Source organism: Teredinibacter waterburyi, assembly GCF_001922985.1.
Lineage (GTDB): Bacteria > Pseudomonadota > Gammaproteobacteria > Pseudomonadales > Cellvibrionaceae > Teredinibacter > Teredinibacter waterburyi.
The window spans coordinates 1-934 of record NZ_MRUH01000104.1; the positions used below are offsets into that span (position 1 = coordinate 1).

1 protein-coding gene is annotated in these 934 nt (G+C 43.9%); it reads right to left on the reverse strand.

Annotated features, from left to right (window positions below; genetic code table 11):
• Positions 1–461 precede the first annotated feature (461 nt).
• Positions 462–934: hypothetical protein (locus IDZ20_RS07750; protein ID WP_223144930.1), on the reverse strand; the 473-nt coding region annotated here is incomplete at its 5' end.

Consider the following 934-nt stretch of genomic DNA (forward strand, 5'->3'; position numbering starts at 1 on the left):
CGCCTTGTTATGCGAGGCGGCACAAACCAGTAACACACACGTTGGGCCAGCTAGCCTGGCCCCACAGCCTAAACGAAGCGATTAGACAATAAATACTAAAACCAGATACTACCAAAAGCCCAAAATAATACTACAAGAAGGTTGGGATAAAGCTTGATTTGGCACTGCCTTAAAAGAAACTTCTGGGAACAACGACAGGAGACATAGTACGGACACGACCGACTAGAAATTGAATGCCACTCCCTGACTGCATCACTGCGATTTACCCTACTAAACCGCTGTTGGAGCGGCAAAAACTAAAAAGACAATTAGCACAACCCTACCACCGACAAAGCACTGCTTTTAATACCACGCATAACGCCGCCATAAATTGACGCCGAAGCGTAGCGGTTTTTTGTGTAAAATAAGCGAAGCGTTACACAAAAAAGTGCGCAGCTTCGGTGGTCAATTTGATGGCATTGTTAGGCCGGGACTCGGTTGTACCATATTCTTTCAAACGACTCTCCAGATACGCACTTACCACCGGAAAATATTTTACAGCTAGTAGATATATGAAAATAGGCTACCTTAGCTAAGTTTGTTGGGACTTTGGTATAATCGAAACTCACTTCCAACTTTGCGGACTCAATGCCCGCCAAATTTATACTTTGTTTTTCCAGCTCCTTTACAAACCAAATCTGTAGGTCTTGCACAATAGGCAATTCCTCATTCGACTCAGTCTTTACGCTGGCGATTAAATCAATACTAACCTGCTTCAAACTACGATCTAGAATTAGCTCAAAACTATCATACATGCGCTGCTCTGACGCAGCCATATCAGCTAAGGAATTAACAATGGATCGAAGCGTTTTATATTTCATGGTCGCTCTAGGGCCTAACGCCAAGCTCACCTGCAATTTTTGCTGTGAGCGTTTGTGTAAAATGGAGCTGCGCG